Source organism: Pseudomonas sp. QD4, assembly GCF_049199125.1.
Taxonomy (GTDB): domain Bacteria; phylum Pseudomonadota; class Gammaproteobacteria; order Pseudomonadales; family Pseudomonadaceae; genus Aquipseudomonas.
In genome coordinates, this window is the sequence record NZ_JBLZOM010000004.1 from 398,447 (window position 1) to 414,361 (window position 15,915).

Annotated in this window: 11 protein-coding genes and 1 pseudogene; 5 read left to right on the top strand and 7 right to left on the bottom strand. The window is 50.6% G+C overall.

What is annotated here, in order from left to right:
* Positions 1–140 precede the first annotated feature (140 nt).
* The 3 genes from ACOZJV_RS24890 (at position 141) to ACOZJV_RS24900 (ending at position 4,166) form a co-directional block, all read left to right on the top strand.
* The gene (locus tag ACOZJV_RS24890) at positions 141–1,136 is read left to right on the top strand and encodes a tyrosine-type recombinase/integrase (protein ID WP_421548724.1); all 996 of its coding nucleotides are present in this window, start codon (positions 141–143) and stop codon (positions 1,134–1,136) included.
* 362 nt (positions 1,137–1,498) lie between these two features.
* On the top strand, positions 1,499–1,801 hold the full coding sequence (locus ACOZJV_RS24895) for a hypothetical protein (RefSeq protein ID WP_421548725.1): 303 nt from the start codon (positions 1,499–1,501) through the stop codon (positions 1,799–1,801).
* Complete coding sequence (locus ACOZJV_RS24900; protein ID WP_421548726.1) at positions 1,758–4,166, top strand: DNA-methyltransferase; 2,409 nt, start codon at positions 1,758–1,760, stop codon at positions 4,164–4,166. The genes ACOZJV_RS24895 and ACOZJV_RS24900 overlap by 44 nt, the downstream gene beginning before the upstream one ends.
* Before the next feature lie 36 nt (positions 4,167–4,202).
* Here the strand turns inward: ACOZJV_RS24900 and ACOZJV_RS24905 are convergent, their stop codons facing one another.
* Both ACOZJV_RS24905 and ACOZJV_RS24910 read right to left on the bottom strand, forming a co-directional pair.
* Positions 4,203–5,057 (bottom strand): hypothetical protein, encoded by an 855-nt coding sequence (locus ACOZJV_RS24905; protein WP_421548727.1) that lies wholly within the window; start codon positions 5,055–5,057, stop codon positions 4,203–4,205.
* 17 nt (positions 5,058–5,074) lie between these two features.
* Positions 5,075–5,329 (bottom strand): helix-turn-helix domain-containing protein, encoded by a 255-nt coding sequence (locus ACOZJV_RS24910; RefSeq protein ID WP_421548728.1) that lies wholly within the window; start codon positions 5,327–5,329, stop codon positions 5,075–5,077.
* A gap of 698 nt (positions 5,330–6,027) precedes the next feature.
* Here ACOZJV_RS24910 and ACOZJV_RS24915 point away from each other — a divergent pair.
* Positions 6,028–6,279, top strand: a complete 252-nt coding sequence (locus ACOZJV_RS24915; RefSeq protein WP_421548729.1) for a hypothetical protein — start codon at positions 6,028–6,030, stop codon at positions 6,277–6,279.
* On the top strand, positions 6,272–7,423 hold the full coding sequence (locus ACOZJV_RS24920) for an HNH endonuclease signature motif containing protein (RefSeq protein WP_421548730.1): 1,152 nt from the start codon (positions 6,272–6,274) through the stop codon (positions 7,421–7,423). The genes ACOZJV_RS24915 and ACOZJV_RS24920 overlap by 8 nt, the downstream gene beginning before the upstream one ends.
* Before the next feature lie 226 nt (positions 7,424–7,649).
* Here ACOZJV_RS24920 and ACOZJV_RS24925 read toward each other — a convergent pair.
* From ACOZJV_RS24925 to ACOZJV_RS24945, 5 genes and pseudogenes are all read right to left on the bottom strand, one after another.
* Positions 7,650–7,907, bottom strand: a pseudogene (locus ACOZJV_RS24925) (IS66 family transposase); the annotation flags it as partial.
* 427 nt (positions 7,908–8,334) lie between these two features.
* Positions 8,335–8,712, bottom strand: a complete 378-nt coding sequence (locus ACOZJV_RS24930; RefSeq protein WP_421548731.1) for a plasmid mobilization protein — start codon at positions 8,710–8,712, stop codon at positions 8,335–8,337.
* Between the two features lie 1,957 nt (positions 8,713–10,669).
* Complete coding sequence (trfA, locus tag ACOZJV_RS24935) at positions 10,670–11,497, bottom strand: plasmid replication initiator TrfA (protein WP_421548732.1); 828 nt, start codon at positions 11,495–11,497, stop codon at positions 10,670–10,672.
* 879 nt (positions 11,498–12,376) lie between these two features.
* Complete coding sequence (locus tag ACOZJV_RS24940; protein ID WP_078472411.1) at positions 12,377–12,877, bottom strand: methylated-DNA--[protein]-cysteine S-methyltransferase; 501 nt, start codon at positions 12,875–12,877, stop codon at positions 12,377–12,379.
* A 247-nt stretch (positions 12,878–13,124) separates the two neighbouring features.
* On the bottom strand, positions 13,125–15,866 hold the full coding sequence (locus ACOZJV_RS24945) for a LuxR C-terminal-related transcriptional regulator (RefSeq protein WP_421548733.1): 2,742 nt from the start codon (positions 15,864–15,866) through the stop codon (positions 13,125–13,127).
* Between the last annotated feature and the right edge of the window lie 49 nt (positions 15,867–15,915).

Genomic DNA, 15,915 nt, shown 5'->3' on the forward strand with positions numbered 1-15,915 from the left:
TTTTGGCACAGTGCGAAGAAGCGATGGCGACGTTTAGGAAGAAAGGCCCCCACCAGTGGCACGCTCAAATCAGACGTAAAGGGTGGCCCCAACAGACACGCACATTCAATACCCAGCTAGAGGCAAAAACCTGGGCGACCATGATTGAGCGTGAAATGGATGCTGGAGTATTTGTCAGCCGTAGCGAGGCTGAAGCGACCTCCTTCGCCAGCGCGTTAGAGCTGTACGCCAAGGAGATAACCTGCAAAAAACGCAGTAGTGCATCCGAGCTGTCGCGCATCCAGGCTATGCAACGTCATCCAATGGCCCTGCGCTCGCTTGCCAGCATTCGCGGCTCCGATATGGCGATTTACCGTGATAGTCGCATCGAGGAGGGCCTGGCCCCCGCCACGGTGCGCCGTGAACTCGCCTTGATCTCTCACGTATTCACCATCGCCCGAAAAGAGTGGCGTATGGAGTCACTGACCAATCCGGTCGAACTCATCCGCCAACCTAGCGTTGACGACTCACGCGAGCGACGGATTCTTAGCGCTGATGTATGGACGCAAAAAGGCGGGAAGCTGCTGTACGAGCACGTAGACGAGCTCGAAATGATTTGCCGCTACTCTCGCTCGACCGAGCTACCCAAAATCATAACTTTCGCAGTAGAAACAGCGATGCGCCGCAGTGAAATAACTGGCCTGCAAAGCGCTAACGTCAATCTAGAAAAACGAGTTGCTCTGCTGCCGATGACCAAGAACGGCTCTTCCCGTGGCGTTCCTCTCTCCAGCAAGGCAGTAGACATATTGCGTAATCTTGGTCAGCGAGAAGATGGCCGCTGTTTTCGGAGCAGACCCGACTCAATCACCAAAGCATTCGCGAATGCTATCATCGATGCACGAAACGCCTACACGGAAGGTCTATCCCTTCACCTCAAACACAATAAACTCTCACAGGACAAGATCGCCAAACACATCAAGGCCGATCTTTTCCTGGTGAATTTGCGCTTCCACGATCTTCGCCATGAGGCGACGTCGCGTCTAGCTGAAGTATTCCCACTGCACGAACTGACCAAGATTACTGGCCATCAGGATACGCGCATGCTGATGCGATATTACCATCCAAAAACGGAGGACTTAGCCAAGAAGCTGACTTAGTACTAGGCTCGCTGATTATGAGTTGCTGGCCAACTCTAATTCACCAAATCGACCATATTTGAGAATAGTGTAGCGCAGCAGGAAGTGTCGTACTAGCTGGAGAGAACACAGTGTCACGAAATCTATTCCAACTTGAAACTTTACTGCCACTGCACGCGCCTTTCGGGATTCGGCTAGATCACTTTGAGAGCCGACTTTTCCGGTCAGCCGATGTCGCCAAGGCGCGGTCATTCGCAATGCACCACATAAACAATATAACTTTTAGACAGCCAATCACTAGTAGCAATCAGCGACAACACTAATACGAACCATAGATAACTGCAACATTATAATACCACACGCCAACCATATTAAGGCCGACTATGAAAATCCTGAATACTTACGACGACGGAGAAGAGGCTGAAGAGGCAGCAAAAAAGATGACGGGCAACGTGCGCGTCGCTAGCGAGCGTGACGCAGGAGAAACAATATATAATTTATTTGGAGAGCCCACATGGAGAAATTTTTATGAGCTGGGTATGTATAGACTTCCAGAGTTACAAGTCTTGCTGAATAGCCGAGTCTCATGGGGACTGAAGGAAAGTTCAAAGCACAGAGAAATAATATCAACCCTGAGAGTGCTTGAAAAAAATTTCGATATTAAAATTCCTGCGCATTGGCTATAATGCTCGATTGCGTTACTTTGTATTTTCAGGGTTGTTTTCAATGACAAACAGTTTTGCTCTAGAATTAGTTGAAGAACTTTACCGGATTACAGGTATTCTGGCCAAGCTTCCTGCAGAGTATGAAGAAGCACTTTTGAAGCTTGGGATCTTCCTTTCTAGCCAGGAAATATTGCCTCCGGAGGAGCGTCGTAAGCGCCTGCTTGCACGGATTAATTGGAAGTTTCGAGTAAATCAGTCCGCGATTGGGCTTATTTATGCTCATGCGGCTAAGAAAAATTACACTTTTAATTTCCATCAGAAAAATGAAATTCAGCTTGCATTCGACTCATCTTCGCTGGAAAAATTTCGGAGTGTGTTAGCTGAGCGTGAAATTCCTAACAACGTGCAGAAGGAATTGATCGCCCAGTTCAATCCCGCTTCTGAAAAAGTGACAATCTCCGCTTTGCAGTCCGAATTTTTAGAGCCGTCTAAGCTGAGAAATGAGCGAGATGCGCAAGAAGTTAAGGACAGCATTGCGCTGGCAGCACTGGCAGCTTTGGCATATTCATATGCTGAGGAGCGAGTAATGCACAGCCATTTCGACAGCGAATTTGATAACAACAAATATGATGATTCTTTTTGGGTACAGCTCAGAAACACACATCCTGAATTATATAGTAGAACCCGAACGTTAGATTTTATTGAGGCTAGCAGCCTCATAAAATCTAACGAGGGGGGATACGCGGAGGCTAGAAACAAGCTCCTGGCTCAAGTGGCAGGTAGTTACAAAGGCCTAAATAATCATGGCTGTCTCACCGTATGGCTGGACCCTTTGGTTTTAGAAGACAGGAATGTCACTTGGGAATTGGCATCAGATCTAATTCTGTTTGCCGAAAAATTTAACTCCTATCAGTTGGATAAAGGTTATTTTAGACCCGACAAAATAAAAAAAGATACGGAAAGCTATATACCTGCGCTCAAAGAAAAGTGCGTAGATTTCCAAGGAGCGAATGAAGGCTTTACTTATCGAGATACATTTGTTTGCGTAAATAAGCAAGATTCAAAGTTCGGATCAGAATCGCTTTTGCTTATATTCCAAAAAAATATGCGTGACGAGACGCTAGTTCCTTGCCCAGCTTGTCGAAGTCATAATGTAGGCGGCAATTCGTATCCATCCCTAGGCGTCAAGAGCTGGGAGTGCCGGAATTTGCTATGTCCGGACAAAAGCAAATATAACAGAGGAAAGCGTTACTCATTCAAATCGCTATTGATGCAAGAGGCGATTGATGACGAGAGTAATGAGATACCTGTTTCATTTGTGAGAAGCTGGTCCAGGGATGTACAAATAGGGCGAAGTGTTTATGACGCATTTGAAATGGTGGTTAGATGTTATTCGCTGCATGGCGATACAGTCTGGATCTGGGGACGTGAGGGTAATTATCCGGGCTGCGGGCGTGAAATTGTTTTAAATCCAACAACAGAAGCAGTTGCGCCAGAAGCCTTGGTTAAGGTTGAAAAATTCTGGGGATCGAGTTGGTTTGATAAATATATCCTATCAGATGAAACTCCGCTGGCTACGGTTGACGTTCATAAATATAGCGCAAATGGCTTCCGACTAATTCATGGTGACGCTAGAAGTGCGCTATCGATAATTGAAGATGATTACTTTGATGCGGCTATTACTTCACCTCCTTACTATAATGCGCGAGAGTATGCCCAATGGCCAAACATATATTGTCACATGTATGACATGTACAATATTGCGCTGCAGGTTCGCCGGGTTTTAAAGGATGGCGCTCTATACCTGTATAATATTTTTGACTACTTCGACAATGAAAACACTCTGGCATATTCTGCAATGGGCAACAAGAGGGTGCCACTGAGCTCCTATACTGTGGATGCTTTTCGTCGGGCAGGTTTTGTTCTACTGGGAAGCATCACATGGGACAAGGGAGAAATTGAGGGAAAAAGAGGATTTAACTCAGGTAATTTTTCACCCTATTATCAGGCTCCTTTTAACTGCTGGGAACACATTCTAGTATTTCAAAAGAAAAATAGCCTTAGTAGTAATAGCTCTTTCGGACTGGAAAGCCTTGAAAGCCTGCTTAGTGTTGGTCCTGTTATAAAAATGGTTGGTGGAGAAAACGTCCATGGCCATACAGCTCCTTTTCCCGATGATTTGCCTAATTTGTTATCCCGCCTCCTGCCTGAAGGGGCTAAAGTTTTAGATCCGTTCGGCGGCAGCGGAACTACTGCCAGGTCACTTGCTCCAAAGGGGATGGAAGTTACATGCATAGAGCGAGAAGAAAGTTATTGCGTTTTGGCCAGGAGGCTGTTTGACAATAAAAGCTCTGTAATCGAGCCGCAATTAGGTCTTGCCTTTTAAAACACCCGCCATATGTTATATGGCGGGTGGTATTTTCTAATAGTATTGGCAGTCCTCGCTAATTTCGTAGGAGCCTTGTTGATTTAGCCATTTTGCCATTGCCCATGCTTCCTGGAAGCGTATGTTGGCCATAGTCATGCCGTAAGCTCGGCAAAGTTTTTCAAAGTCGCTATACCTTTGCGGGCGCTTAACAAACAAGATCCACATCAAAGCAGCCTCTGTGGTTAGGAAAGCCAATCCACCATTTTTGTGCGAAGGACGCCTAACTACGTTGCAGCGACGACATCTCAAAACCATGTTAGATAGTTGATCCGCCACGCCTTCGATAATTTTTCGATCAGTTATGTTGTTGACAACACAGCGATATATTCCCATTGCGATTTGACTTTGAAGCGACTCAGAGAATTCTGGCAATCCTCGACCAGTTTTGAGCCTATCGCGCAGGAACTCCGTATAGCCTTGAAGTTCCGTTCGCAGCATTGCGCCACTCTCTTGAGCAACGGCATCGGCGGTGTTAATTCGGCCAGAGTTAACGAGCTCTTGTACTTTAAAAGTAACTGCACCAACTATTTCTTTTGGTATCAGATGGTCAGCTTGAAGCTCCAATCTCGTACTGCAGTCCGCACAGCACCCACTTTGATTGAAGTACCATTTTTTTACATTAAGCCAAGTTTGACGTGGCGGGAAATGAGCCTGGAAATTCTTATTTGATGCTATGGATGTGCCAACTTGAGAGGGATTTAAGTGACCAAGTGCCAGCGATGTGACTTCACGCCAGTTAAATATACCTTGTTTGATCAATAGATCCAGAAGCGCTTTCCACTGTTCCTCACTCCATTCTGAATCTTTCTCGGGGTGCTGCGAAAGGAAATGGTTTTCGATACCGCGCATTAAGAGGTTTGCTCATTTTAGATGTCCTTGTCGAGAGCTCTCTCATAACGGGAGATGAAATCCATGAGAGGAACACCCAGTACCAGGCATACCCTACGAAGTTCCGATACATCTAAACGTCGTTCTCTACGCTCAATTTTGCTGATCATCGATTGCTCGACGCCAAGCGCTGCAGCCAGCTGTGCTTGAGTAAACTGAGCTTCCTTACGTACAGCTCGCAGGAGAGCGATCAGAATTGCATAATCATCGCGATTGAGGGGGCTTGGTATCATGCGTGCAGGGTAAGGAGTACTCTTGAATATGCCAAAATCGACTATTTTTGCATCACTACTCTCCCTCTTGGTCGGATTTCGCAGGGCTGCGCTAGGAACTGGCGGCTAGGCTGCGTAGCGCTGAGCGATGAGCGCTGCAAAATCTCAAAAAGATGGTTCACCATCACTAGACCCGATTCAGGTCGACTCAACGAATCGGCAAGTCTTGCGTAGGGTCATCAGCACCTCATCAACCGACGCTGGATAGGAGCTCCTTAGCCAATGCCATAATTGGCTTAGCGGGCAAGGCAGGCCTGGTCTCACGGCCTAACACCCGGGTCGGCTAGAGGATATTGATAAAACACTCGTCATGCGAGGCACGAAACCAGGCATTAGACCATTACCAATCTACCGCTAACGGACCACTTTAATCTTTACTTGGCTTCTTAAACACGTAGTAGCTCTGGCTTGCTACATCTTTAATTTAGTATTTTCATTTATCACGCCTGGAGTAACACAGGCATTAATTAGTTGCATATAAAGTTACACTTGTAGAGAGCTACACTGCAAAAAGCTGCCCGCCCATTATAATTCAACGAGCAAACAGCCTCAGCACAAAACTTGTACACCTTAAGGGACACTCACTCAGTCAAAATATGCGATTTTGGCATATTTTGTCGCGCCTAGTATTCTTTTTCAAACAAGGCGCGAGCAGACAAATGAAGATTATTGATGGCAAAAATAACAAACTAGCTTGGTTATTTTTTATTGAGCCGAATAAAATCAAAGCTTTAATAAAGCCAACATCAACTAAACCAATCGACGTTGCCCCATTATTTTTCTGCAAGACCGAAAAAGGCGAACGTCGGCTCGATATTGTTGAGTTCTTCCTCCACTGCAACTCCCTCAAAATCGAACCAGCACACGTCGCACTAGACATGCAGAAAAAAGAGGTAGTAGCTGATGTCTAGCAACATTCCAAGCGACACCCACTTCTCTGACGAAGCAACGCCTCAAGACTCAGTTAAGGATCTCGTTCCTAAGTCTGGCTTTGGACTTCATGATGAAGTCTGGTCAGAAAAGCAATGGTTTGAACTGATACGCACTTTAGTTGGCTACGGAATAGGAACTTGGCAAGAATTCGCCGCGTTAATTTTGGGGCATTTGAATCCTTCTCAGACAGGCACGAGCCTTGCATCTTCGGAAGGTTTCAAGCGACGTTATGGCAAAGGCAACACAATGCGCATCGTTATGGAATGGGCTTATTCCCAGACCGGGCAGTGTGGAGACTGCGGTAGTCGCCTCGAGTTACAGGCTGACCATATAAAAGGTAAAGCACAATTTGAAGATCAGCTAGATGCCGATTATATTGAAAATATGACACTGCTCTGCCGACGATGCAATGTAATCCGTAGGACTTCGCACAAACTAGGTGGTCAAACTTATTTGACAGCTGAGTCCGCTCTTATGTGGATTTTGTTTGTAATAAAACCTCGTACGCTCGTCGATTACTGCCGTCTTTGCCGTATCTATGGCATGACGATGTCAGATATCCGGATGCAGGAAGCCTGGGCTATGGCTCACTGGCTATCACGCAACGATCCACCTTTATTTGGCATAGAGGATGACAGCAAGACCCACTATGATCTAATTCAGTGGAGTTCAGGATCAATAACGCGAGCAGATGTTGGCACTACATTACCTAATGGAGCTGTTCGAGTATATGAACGGGTGCCTGGTGACCATTGCCTCACATTCGTAGCAATGGGCAATGATAGGCGCAAAAAACTATACAGCTACCCTATGCACTGGATCGCTTTGTCGACATACGACCTAGGAGATTTACCTCCTTATGCGCTGGCTATACGGTACACTCCGCCAGACAGAAAAAAAGGAAAGCCGCAAAGAATAACCTTGCATGCCCCTGCAAATATGACTCTGCTTTCGCATAAACTAGTCGCTCCCGATGAAAAGCTGGTATTCCAGCGTGCGGACGACTTACTTGGCCGCGAAAGGGTAGAAGCGCCCCCTTCCACTAATAAGGGGGTGCTACTGAGCAAATCTTTTCAGAATCTAGATTTCACTTTAGAAATAGAAACGGTTCGTACTCCCTGAAATTAACCAAATTGATCTATAGAATATCCGAAGAATGATCCCGTGTGTACCTGATTAATAAAGGAACCTCCACGACTCTCATTTGGTTAAAGACTGCTACCAGAAAGTTGGAATGTCATGGCCTCAGAGCTATTTCAGCTGTAGCAAGCCTTACTGAAACGTTTTTTATAATTAGCGCAATGTATGCGATCCATGAATTACATCTACCGCCAGATATGCGTCTTGTTTACGGTGGCATTTCTGGCGAGCAGTTCCACATAAACAAGGCACCGTAGCCCTCGACCGATGATGCATGAAGCAGGTGTTCCAGTACGTGGCACAGCCACGTATAGGGCCCTTGGCTGTTGACCTTAGAGGTTTCGAACAAGCTGTAGATCCTGGCACTGGCAGTCGCGCCTTTGGCCGTGTCACTGAACAACCAAGCTTTTCGTCCGATCACAAAAGGTTTTATTTTTCGATCTGCCAGATTGTTGTCAATTGGCAGAAGTTGCATTGCGTCGAATTCTGCCTATGGATGTCCCTTTGCTAAGCCAGGATAAGGATTCGATCCCCTTCATATGTCCTTGTAGACCGCTTAGGCCAACAATTGCACCTTTATCTTTGACAAATGGCGCCTAGCGTCTCAGCCATCATTGTTCTCGCGTGTTATCCATGTCGGTACGCTACAGGAGTCGACAAATTTCCACACAATCAGCGCCCGAAAAACGCTCGCCGGATATGACGAAAAAAAATACGCCACTCTCCAGGCTTTCCCCCATCAAATAGTAGAGCCTGGAGCATTGCAGCTGCCTCTACTGGTCGTTTACGGTAATGCCTACCCATGATTTCGTCGTGAGATTTGTCGCGCATAAACCCCTCCAGGGAAGCATCCAACCCCACAAACCATCTAACAAACCTGAAACAGCGCAGGGTTAGCTGCGGTCGTAAACAACTTTACTCATAATCGACCTAACCTCTCCTTGAAGCACACGAAACTCCACCATCATAGCCTCAACATCCACCGCTCGCGCTCCGTCACCGCGCCTCTCGGCCAGCCACAATTTCAATAAGCCTGCGACCCGTCCAAGGTCGCCATTCACTCTCGCAAGTTCCGTCACAGCTTTGAGGTCCAGCACCGATCGAGTTTTATGATTTAACCCCGCTGCTAATAGGTACGCGGACATAGACAAACCCGCCTGCTCTGCCCTCTTGCCTACTTCAGATTTATCAGCGTCCGTCACCCAAACCTTGACCGGGGGGACTTCCCTGCGAGGCCTAGGCCCATCTGCTTTTTGTGCGTCGTATTCCATCCAGGTTACTCCCATTAGTCGATTAGTCTGTCCGTATTTGGATCGATTTTTTGATCTGGTCGCGGCAGCGACTGTGAGCCCCGCAGATCAAAGAAATGTTGAGCCGAAGGCGAATAAATGAAGTGATGGGGACCCTAGCTGCGAAGCAGCGTAGGCCCACAACACACATCTTGCCGTCTCTTTCCATGCGTAAAGATGCGCCACTACGCGATAAGAGTCGACTGCTCGGAAAATCGCGAATTTACGCACTCTTGCGTGCTCTTACGCATAATTACGCGTTTTTATGCATTGTTAATCTTTCATAAGCACCAAAATTATGTAAGTTTATACAGAGGCTGACGCAACCATACGTAAGCTCCAAATTTGGTCAAAATCACTAGGAAATAAGCAATGACAGACATACAACAGACGATAAGGCGAGGGGTTGGACGCGTGGCCTTTCTAGCAAAACTCGATGAATTCAGAAGGCTAATTGAAGCTGGGTGGTCTATAACCCTCATTTACGAAGATCACGGTATATCCACTGATTTGAGCTACAGCCAGTTTGCTCGCTACATTGGAAAGTACGTTCGTACACCGCCAACGCGAAACAGAAGCACTGAACAACCTAAAACCCAGCCTGCGCTGGAAGAAACGAGCTCAGAGCCGCTCCCTCCACCCTTGAGCCCCAGCGCCAGCGCCAGCCCCAACACTAACCCTGAGCGCCCCCCTGCAAGAGCCGGGAGCGCGTCCAAAAACCGGGCGATTTTCTTCCATGACCCCAACAGTGGCAATAACCGCGACGATTTAATGTAAGTACTGCCTTCAGAAACGGATCTCGACATAAAATTTCTTTGTGTAAAAAACGAAAAGCATAGTGAGGATTTAGATGGCAAGACCACGCACAACCAAAGAACTTCACCGTCTACAAATACAAACAGTTGCGTTTATGAACGCTCTCCGGTTGAGGGTCGGCGCACATAATCCCAGCCAGTTTAGCGACTGGATAAATCACGTATCAGAACCACTTGGCTGGTCCGACATGAAAGACTCTAACAAATGGTACAAATACTTTCGAGGTAATGTAAGTCAAGTCCCCGTCCGCATGCTTCGGCTTCTGAAAGAAATTTTCCCCGACGCTTCAACTCTTTTCTATGAAGGGCCTGAAAGACTCTGGGATGCAATGTGGACGGAAGATGTTAGAGCGTTGTGGCACATATGTAATTTCTCAGGATACGAATATAAAAATCAGGACAAAACTGAAAGCACCTGCTTCATGGGGAACGCTCTTAAATTCAGCGAGACAACATATAACTTTGAATGCGACTTAATACTTAAATTTAACATTTATGGTGAGGTAGACTTTCGCTTATTTACAGAGTCTGTCGCATTATATCGAATTCATAAAATAATAAATGAAATCCATCGAACGGATGAAATAGGGCCATATCGGTGCGTAAAAATGTGCCTGGACACTCCAAAGGTAACAAATGAGCTAAAAGCTCTTGGCATATACAACTTTATCCACGACGAAATTATCAATACCGAAATCTCTCGATTAAATAACGAGCCATGCTATCGAGCAAGTGTTGGCACCAGTAATGTCACCAGCTATGCCCTCGATCCATTTTCACATTGTTCCATCACAGAAAGGATGGAGGTTTTGCGAATCAATTAGCCGATTCGGCTGCATCCAAAATGCGCATGTCAGTACAGCCCATCTGCTACCGCAATCTTCACCAATGCATCAATCCCAACATCGACCAGCCACCCATCATTGAAACGTTATCCACAGCATTCCCTTGGTAGAAATAAGGTAGAAGAAAGGTAGAGGTTGTTTTGCACCTCTGGAGCCCGCGCAATTCAAGGTCTTCAGTCACGAGGGTGGAATGCTACCCCGATAGAACGGAACGCAACCCCGACAGCCCGGAATGCAACCCCGACGTAGACGGAACGCAACCCCGATAGGTCGTCGAGGTCAGAGGCGTGTCCATGTCGCTTGTTCGATGCCTTTCGTATTCAGCTCAATCCTTCCAGCTGCGATGACCTCTACGCGCATCAGTTCCTGCAAGGCAGCCTCAAGTGAATGCCTGAATTTGCGCATTGGACTGGAATACTGGAAATGATCCTTCAACCAAATGAGCTGGAAGCGCTGAATAGACTCATTGGAGGTTGCTATCAGACGCTGCAATGCCTTGGCCATATCCTGACCTTTTCGTATACGCATTCGCTTCTCCCAATCGATTAAGGCGTACTCCCGATTGCGATAAAGAAGGTGCCACCTTGGATCTATACGGATGACGTAGCACTCTCGCTCTGGGTCATACATGAACTTATCAATCAGGTGCAGTGATTCTGACTCACCGACCTCGAATTTTGGCATACCACCCTTCGTAACCTCGACGACCAGCATCGCAAAGGCCAATGCCTTCATCGTTCGGTGCAACCACTGATACTCATATTTGCCAGTGTTCCTGCCAATCGCTCGCAGCAAACGAGCGCGGTTGATGGGTACAGTTTCGCCCAACGGAAACTTAATCGCTTCGTGCATCAACTGCATCCAAACATCAGCCTGAGTTTCGTCTAATTGCTCGCCACTAAAAGTGAGAACCGCATCCTTTCGGCTAGCCAGCACAATGTCCTTATGTATTTTCTTAGTTCCGCGAGCCACAGGTGCGAATAGACTGGATCGTGCAATGTGATTGGGCATTGCGCGGGTGAATTCACTGAGACCCGGTAGAAATAGTTTTGAAGGTAGCCGCAGTACAGCAGGCCGGTGCGGGGCGGATTTTCGTATCTGCTCCATCCGCTCAGAAAGAGAACCCTGAGAGCTCACTTGGCGTAGCTACGCTGCCTAGCGACTTGAGCGGCCTTGGTTGGACGCCCAGGTCGCGCATACTCACTACCTGCAACAGGCTTAGTGAGCCCGCTATCGACTACGTGCTCGGCGAGCCATGCCTCTACATCTTGAACGCGCCATAGTAAGCGTTTAGTACCTGGGAGACGGCAAATTGGAGGAAGCGCTCGAGGATTTCGTGTGACGTCGCTCCTGATGCTTGAGACAGACTTTTGTAAAAAAGCAGAGAGCTGGTCGACAGTGAGTAAGGCTTGCATAGTTTGGCACTCATATGAGCATTCAGCACGGTCGTGCTCAATGCTGCATTGGTTTGCGAATGCCTTCAGGTTTATGCAGAGCGTCCTGTGACTCACGGTAAATATTGGGCTTATTTCTTACCGGTCAGAACATCAGTGTGGTGATTTTCACCTATAAACTCACATGACCGCAGACTGAAGTGCTTCGAGCACCCGGTCTGAAAACCTTACTCCCAGGCCCCCCCATTGCTCACTCAAGGCCTCGGCACAAATCTGGCACACTGAAGTTGCTTAGCACTGCAATTAAGCGCCGCGTATTGCAATACAATGCGATCATCTAACTGTTTGTTTTTAAATAGGATTTCGATTTACAACCAATAAAATCAGTATCCTAGACGCATTTCCTAATTGCAGTTGCACTGCAACGGGCCGACGGGAAAGGTTTCGCGGATTAGAGTGGTTTGAGCGGGAGTCATGAGCAGTTCCAGGCAAACAGTGATGGCATATTTTGGCACAGCTCGCGCCCATCACTCTAAAGCGCGAGCCTGGGCACCTCGGTGGCGTACTAGACGTGACGGCGGTTCCCTCGCAGTCAAAAATCCAACTGCAACGTCCCCCTCCCCTCCAGCGTCAACAGGAGCTGCTTGGCCTCGAGCCCTCCAGCAAAGCCGGTCAGGCTGCCAGAGGCGCCTATCACTCGGTGGCAAGGGGCGACGATCGAGATCGGGTTCCTGCCATTGGCGGCGCCTACAGCGCGAACCGCCTTGGGGCTGCCGACTTGGGTGGCGATTTGGCTGTAACTGCGGGTTTCACCGAAAGGGATGGTCAGCAGGGCTTGCCAGACCTTGCATTGGAAGGGGGTGCCGGCAAAGTCCAGGTCCAGTTCGAACTGCTCACGGTTGCCCGCGAAGTATTCGTTGAGTTGACGCTCCGTTTCCAATAACACCGGTTCGTCGCGGATTTCCTGCAACGGACCCAGGCGCACGCGGTTGAGTTTTTCGTTCTCCCACAGGATGGCGCAGAGCTTTGAGGCCCGGGCGATGAGGGTCAACTGGCCGACGGGCGAGCTCATTCTGGTGTAGACATACGACATGGGTGCCTCCTTGATCCATTCGGGCAGATCGGTGGGGGCCGATCTTCGCCTTTGTAACGGTACGCAGCCACTTTAATTGCCGGTTCAATCGCAAGAACTACGTTTCTTGCGATTGAATTTCTGACTGACACCGCGCACTTTCAGGGCGCCGGCAATCAGGCTCCCCCAGCGCTGGCGAGAGGTCGATTGCCGTTTCGGTTGCCGCTTCAGGTAACGAGAGGGCGTAGCAGGGGCAGCAATCAAGGCTTTATCCGAGCAGGCCGATTTCCTGGGCCCTGGCCACTGCCTGAGTTCGGCGCTCTACCCCGAGTTTGCTGTTGATATGACTGGCGTGGGTTTTTACCGTGTGCAGGGAGATAAACAGCCGATCGCTGATTTCCTGGTTCGAGCAGCCCTGGGCAATCAATTGCAGGACCGCCAGTTCTCGAGAGCTCAAGGTCTCGGTGTGATGGGTCACAGGCTCGACCGGCTCGCGACTGACTGGCGCCGGTAACCGTTCAAGCAGGGCTTGCTGCAACGGCGACTGCCCCCCATGCACCAGCTGTTCGCGCATCCATTGCGGATGCTCGCGAACCAGCCATTCAAAGGGTTGCAACGCTCCGCCCACGGCCGACTCCAGGGCCTGGGCAAAAGCCTGGCGGGCTTCAGGCTCACGACCCAGACTAAGTAACAGGCCGATCTTCTGGTTCAACGCCATCACGTTCAATAATTGCCGGCCGGTGTGCCGCCCATGTTCGATCAGGGCATCCAGACGCTTTTCGGCCTGCGCCGGCTGGCCCTGGATGGTGTCCAGCAACGCCTGCTGCAACTCGATATGCAGCGGCAGCTGGGGATGAAACTCCGGCGGTGCAGCGGCCTGCTCGCCGGTATAGGTCTGCCCCAGGCGTGCCAGCCAGGCCTGGGCCAGGTCGGTACGGCCCTGGGCCAACCAGAGTTCGCACTTCACCAGCGTGATCATCGCCAGGTAATAGATGGGCGGCACATCCCAGATGTGCATCAAGCGTTCGGCCTCGGCCAGTTCCGCAAAAGCCTCGGCGAACCGGCCGTTATGCCCTTCCTGATTAGCGATCACGCAGTGGCCGATCAGTACGCTGATATCACGACAGGCCCGCGCTTCAATCAGACCGCCACGCAAACGCGCCATGCCCGTCTGGTGCTCACCGCGCAGAGTCAGCAAATACCCTTCATACAGCGTCAGGCGGGCACGCACCGCGTACAGCCGTCGTGCCGACAGCCCGAGCAGCCGCTGCTGCCCCTGGCGCACCTCATCCAGCGCGCGCAGCACCTCTCCCCGCGCCTGCAGTACCCGCGCCCGGTCGTAATGGGCCAAGGCCTCGAACAGCGGGTTACCGACCCGCTGTGCCAGCTCCAGGGACTCGCGGTTGAGCCCCCGGGCCCGCCACAAGTCCGCATCGGCAATCGCCAGGTTGGACAGGGTCGACAGGCACATCAAGCGTTGCCCGTAGCGTTTGTGCGGCAGGCTTTCCAGAGCTTCGGTGCAATAGGCCAGGGTCAATTCGCGATCACCACGGCCACGGGCGATGATTCCGCTCAGCGCCAACCACTGTGCCAGCATCGACTTCTGGGCAGTGGCAGACGGCGCCGGCAGAAAGCGGCTCAAGTTCTCCGCCAGCTCCTGCGCGGCATCCAACTGGCACGCCAGGCCCAGCGCCCAGCTGTAGAGCACGATCAGGCGCGGCGTACTGACCAGCAGGCTGTCCGGCAAGTCCATCTTCCACCGCAGCAACATGCCGACGTTCTGCTCGGCCAGCAGCTGTTCTTCGGAAAGGTTCTGCACCAGGTTCGCCGCCACATCCAGGTGTCCGGCGCGCAAGGCCTGCTCCACCGCTTCATCCAGCAGGCCCTGGGCGTTGAACCAGCGGCAGGCGCGCAAGTGCAGGCTGGCGGCCGGCAGCACCGCGTTGGTCCTGGGGCGGCTGCGCAGTAAGTCGGAAAACAAATGGTGGTAGCGATACCAGTGGCCGTGTTCATCCAGCGGCACCAGGAATACCTGATGCGCCTGCAGGTAACGCAGGATCTCCGCGCTGTCATGGGACTCACGCAGCGCATCGCACAACTCGCTGCAGAAACGCTCCTGGGGCGCGGTGTCATACAGAAACGCCTGGACCTCGGCGGGTAGGCAGTCGATGACTTCTTCCAGCAAATAGTCGCGAATCAGCCCTTCCCCACCGTGCAGCCCCTTGGGCAGGGTACTGTCGCTGCCCGCTTCGGACGCTGCCAACAGCCAGAAACGCAACCCGGCGACCCAGCCCTCACTGCGCTGGATCAGGCGCTCCAGCGCCTCACCACGCAGCGAGCTGCTGTGGCGATCCAGCAGCGCCAGGGATTCATCATGGGTCAGGCGCAGGTCTTGCTCATGCAACTCGAGCAGTTGTCGTGACAGGCGCAAACGCGCCAGGTGCCAGTCCGGGCGCTGGCGACTGGTGACCAGCACCAACAGACCATCGGGCAGGTGATTGAGGAAAAACTGCAGGCAACGATCCAGCACCGGGCCCTGGGCAAGGTGGTAATCGTCGAGGACCAACAACAGCGGCGCGCCGAGGGAAAGGTGAGCGGCCAATTCATCGAGCAAGCCGTCGAGCCATTCTTCAAAGGCGAAGGGTTGATGACGCTGGCGCATTTTCAGCTGGCCCAGGGACTGGCTGCCCAACTGCGGAAAGTACAGCTGCAAGCCTTCGAGCAGACGCTCGAGGAACCGCCCCGGGTCATTGTCGCGCCGGCTCAGCCCCAGCCACAAGCTTTGCCAATGCGGTGGCAGGCTCTGACAGAACTCCACCGCCAGCGAGCTTTTACCGAAACCCGCCGGGGCGCTGACCAACAGCAATCGCCCATTCAGGCCCGCACTCAGTCGCTCGCACAAACGCGGCCGCAGAATATGGCCGTCGGGCAAGGGTGGTCGATAAAAGCGCCCCTCCAGCGCGGGAATCATCGCGTCGGCAGGCCCTTGAATGCGGGACAGGTCAGTCATAGCCAACTCTTATTGAAGTGCTGTTGTCGGCATTGCAGATGTCCGCAGA

What these genes read in the sequence shown, in the direction of transcription:
- trfA (WP_421548732.1), bottom strand. Translation starts at nt 11,497, where the DNA reads ATGGAGCAGATACGAAAATCCGCCCCGCACCGGCCTGCTGTACTGCGG.
- ACOZJV_RS24905 (WP_421548727.1), bottom strand. Translation starts at nt 5,057, where the DNA reads ATGCGCGGTATCGAAAACCATTTCCTTTCGCAGCACCCCGAGAAAGAT.
- ACOZJV_RS24940 (WP_078472411.1), bottom strand. Translation starts at nt 12,877, where the DNA reads ATGTCGTATGTCTACACCAGAATGAGCTCGCCCGTCGGCCAGTTGACC.
- ACOZJV_RS24945 (WP_421548733.1), bottom strand. Translation starts at nt 15,866, where the DNA reads ATGACTGACCTGTCCCGCATTCAAGGGCCTGCCGACGCGATGATTCCC.
- ACOZJV_RS24915 (WP_421548729.1), top strand. Translation starts at nt 6,028, where the DNA reads ATGAAGATTATTGATGGCAAAAATAACAAACTAGCTTGGTTATTTTTT.
- ACOZJV_RS24895 (WP_421548725.1), top strand. Translation starts at nt 1,499, where the DNA reads ATGAAAATCCTGAATACTTACGACGACGGAGAAGAGGCTGAAGAGGCA.
- ACOZJV_RS24890 (WP_421548724.1), top strand. Translation starts at nt 141, where the DNA reads ATGATTGAGCGTGAAATGGATGCTGGAGTATTTGTCAGCCGTAGCGAG.
- ACOZJV_RS24920 (WP_421548730.1), top strand. Translation starts at nt 6,272, where the DNA reads ATGTCTAGCAACATTCCAAGCGACACCCACTTCTCTGACGAAGCAACG.
- ACOZJV_RS24930 (WP_421548731.1), bottom strand. Translation starts at nt 8,712, where the DNA reads ATGGAATACGACGCACAAAAAGCAGATGGGCCTAGGCCTCGCAGGGAA.
- ACOZJV_RS24910 (WP_421548728.1), bottom strand. Translation starts at nt 5,329, where the DNA reads ATGATACCAAGCCCCCTCAATCGCGATGATTATGCAATTCTGATCGCT.